Raw genomic sequence first — 3,410 nt, 5'->3', positions numbered from 1 at the left:
CCGACCACCGCTGGCTATGTTGCGCCTCCTCGAAATATCCCCAATATTCCTCGTCGTTGCGCCTTGCCAACGGCGCCCGGCCCTCGGCGATACAGACGAGTTATTCTTCCGCGGGCCCTTAGGCGTGCTACACGGATTTTGTGCCCAAACGAAACAATGGATAGCGACGCCGCGCATCAGCGATGCGCATGGGCCGAGACTGACCCGTTGCTGGTGCGCTATCACGACGAGGAATGGGGTGTCCCGGTGCACGACGATCGGCACTGGTTCGAAAAGCTGATCCTGGACGGAGCGCAGGCGGGCCTGTCGTGGCTGACGATCCTCAAGAAACGCGAGGCGTACCGCAAGGCGCTGCGCGGCTTCGACCCCAACCGGGTCGCCCGATTCGGCGCGCGTGACAAGCAGCGCTTGCTGGCCAATGCAGGGATAGTGCGCAATCGTCTCAAGATCGAGTCCCACGTGAACAACGCGCGTGCGTTCCTGAAGGTGCAGGCGGAATTCGGCTCTTTCGACGCCTACATCTGGGGCTTCGTCGACGGCAAGCCAATCCACAACCGCTACCGCAAGCTCGCCGACATCCCGGCGCGCACTGCGCTTTCGGACACCGTGTCCACCGATTTGAAGCGGCGAGGCTTTTCCTTCGTGGGCTCGACGATCGTGTACGCCTTCCTGCAGGCAGCCGGTGTCGTCAACGACCACACGCTAGGCTGCTTTCGACGCAAACCGATCGCACGTCTTGCCCCGTAGCGTGCCTTGCTACCTGGCATGGCCGGCCTGTAGGCTGCGTCCTGAGGGCTCTGGCGGGCCGCACGCTGCCGAATTCCCTTGCAGGCTGAGGTGTCGACGATGCTCCGGAAAACGATGGCAGTTTGCGCGGTGCTGTGCATGGTACTTACAAGCGCTGCCCAGGCGCAGCGACGAGCTCGTCGCCCGCGAGCGCGCCCGCCTGTGCTGGGCCTGAAGCTCCTGACGGGCCTATCCGGTGAGGTGGAGTTCGACGGCACTGGCCCAGGGTTTCCCGACCCGCTGGAGTTCGGCGATCGCGCACGTTGGGATCTCGACCCGAGCTACGGGCTCGCGGTGGAGCTGCAGTTTCCCCAGGGCCGCCATTTGTCGTTGGGGGGGCAGCTGTCGTTGTTGCGGTGGAACGCGGATCGTGCCTCGGACGTCGGGTGGAACCGCAACGCGATCATCGCGCTGAGCTTCGTGCCACGCGTGCGCGTTGCCGCGAACCGCCGGGTCGACTTGTACGCGGCACTACCCTTGGGCATCGGCAGGGACCAGATGGACGAATCCTGGAATGCCTGGCTCGAGGACGCGTTCGGGCTGCATATCGGGGTGCTGGTCGGAATACAGTACGCCGCAGAGCGCTCGGTGTTTCTCTTGGCCGAGCTGGGCTACAGCCTGCATTCCTTTTCCCAAGATCACCAAATCTGGCCGGGAGACGTGCAGGTAGGCATTGGTCAGGTTGTGCTCGATGTCGGCGTAGCATTCGGCATGAACTAGGTTTCTGTCCAGGATCGCGCCAGGCCGGCTTTCGTCCTCGGAGCGAAGCTCGAAATAGCGCTGCTATTCCTTCGCTCCGATCCTGCGGGCGCGCTCGGCCTGGCACGATCCTGGACAGAAACCCGGTGGCGCCGCAGGCGCGACAGGCACCCTTTCGTCCTCGGAGCGAAGCTCGAAATAGCGCTGCTATTCCTTCGCTCCGATCCTGCGGGCGCGCTCGGCCTGGCACGATCCTGGACAGAAACCCGGTGGCGCCGCAGGCGCGGCAGGCACCCTCTCGTCCTCGAAAAAAAGAAGCCTCGAAGCCGCCAGGCTCGCGTAGCGAGCGCTAGCCGGAAACGCAAGTTTCGGGCTAATGGAACGGCAGCGCAACGAGCTGATTCGCCAGGAGCTCTTGGGCCACGTAGCTCATGACCGCGCGGTCATAGCCGACGCCCCACACCGTGGCCATGAGCCAGTTGAGGTTCGGATTGGCCAGCTCGCCCGTGCGCAGCATGTGCTCGGCCCGCTCGAAGCGGCTGAGCCCCTGCTGGTTGGCGGGACCCGAGACCCGGAGGTCGGGTGGCTGCCCGTTGTCAAGCTCGCCGCGCACCAGCACCAGATGCTGGTTCGTATAGTCGAGCAGGTCCTGGTGCGAGAAGCTCAGCCCGGGGTCCAGGTGCCTGAGCCCGTAAGGAAAGTCCAGATCCAGGTCGGCCGTGGTGTACCAGCCCGCGCCAGATGCGATCACGTAGCGCACCGGCATGTTGGAACGAAACAGGACCATCCGATGAGCGAACTGCGCTCCAGCGCCATGTCCCCACGCGTCGAAGCGCGCATCGGTAAGCGCCAAACTGCGCCGAACGTGGTCAAGCAGATTCTCGACCACGGTAAACGCCCAGCGCTCCTGCGGATGCACCATCCCGGCGCCATCGCTACCCGTGAACACGTTGCCGAGGTGGTAAGCCCTACGACTGGGCCATGTTGCCTCGTCGAACTCGGGACACACGATGGCGTAGTTCTGCGACCCTGCCCAGTCTAGCCAGTCAAGGCAATAATCGCCCCCTCGCCGGCCGTCGTCGTGCAGCGCGACCAGCAGGTGCGTGGCGGGATCGAGTGACTGCGGCACGACGACGTGCACCCAGATAGGCACCGAGCCCGGGCTCGCAAACCGGATCGGGCTCACGGTTGCCGGTTCAACCACCTGGAACGTGACGCTGTCGCTCAGGGTGCCGTCGCTGGCCGTCACCGTATACGAGGTAGCCGCCGCCGGCATGGCGGATAGCGAAAAGCTCACGCTGGCACCCACCGCGCTAGCCACGGCCAGGTCGGCGCCGCCCAGCGCGCCATCGTAGGGCGTCCAACTACGGGAAACACCCCAGTGCGTCGCCTCCGGCGCCGGGCCTTCGACCGTGAACTGCTGCGCGCCAGCAACCCGCAGTCCCGGTCCCGGCAGGATCCGAAAACCGACTGCGGGGGACTGGATCTGCGGCCTGCCGGACCCGTGCGCGGGTTGCCCGGCCGCGCCCGGACCAAGCACGAACCCGGCGTTCTCGATGCATCCAGACGCCACAAGGACCACCAGCAGGGTCGCGGCCCCGCACGTGTGCCTGAGCAGGCACACGCCGCGCATCCTCGCCGAGCTGTGCCAGCGGTTGCTGTCCATGGACGCCTGACACTCCGCAGGTGGGCCGTGTAATCTTAGCACCGCCAGCATGGTCTAGCGACCCACCCCGAGCTTCTGCTCGAGCCATTTGAGATCACTCGATTTTCTAGCTCCAGACCGCGAGCTCACGCAGCCGCTGCAGCGGTTCGCCGGAGCGGCCTGAGCTGGATCTAGCCTGGCTGGCATCTATACAGCATAACCTGCAGTGAGCGAGCGGCGTGGCCTCCCCCCAAACTCCAAGCACCTCGAAGCTCAGGCT

3 protein-coding genes are annotated in these 3,410 nt (G+C 65.1%); 2 read left to right on the top strand and 1 reads right to left on the bottom strand.

Features of this window, described 5'->3' with window-relative positions:
* Nucleotides 1-156 precede the first annotated feature (156 nt).
* Entirely contained in the window at nucleotides 157-747 is a 591-nt protein-coding gene (locus MJD61_20235) for a DNA-3-methyladenine glycosylase I (protein MCG8557592.1), read from the top strand.
* Nucleotides 748-846: 99 nt separating this feature from the next.
* On the top strand, nucleotides 847-1,506 hold the full coding sequence (locus tag MJD61_20230; protein ID MCG8557591.1) for a hypothetical protein: 660 nt from the start codon (nucleotides 847-849) through the stop codon (nucleotides 1,504-1,506).
* A gap of 352 nt (nucleotides 1,507-1,858) precedes the next feature.
* Here the strand turns inward: MJD61_20230 and MJD61_20225 are convergent, their stop codons facing one another.
* Entirely contained in the window at nucleotides 1,859-3,151 is a 1,293-nt protein-coding gene (locus tag MJD61_20225; protein MCG8557590.1) for a hypothetical protein, read from the bottom strand.
* Nucleotides 3,152-3,410 lie beyond the last annotated feature (259 nt).

Source organism: Pseudomonadota bacterium, assembly GCA_022361155.1.
Taxonomy (GTDB): domain Bacteria; phylum Myxococcota_A; class Polyangia; order Polyangiales; family JAKSBK01; genus JAKSBK01.
This window is presented reverse-complemented; position numbering and strand designations above follow the sequence as displayed.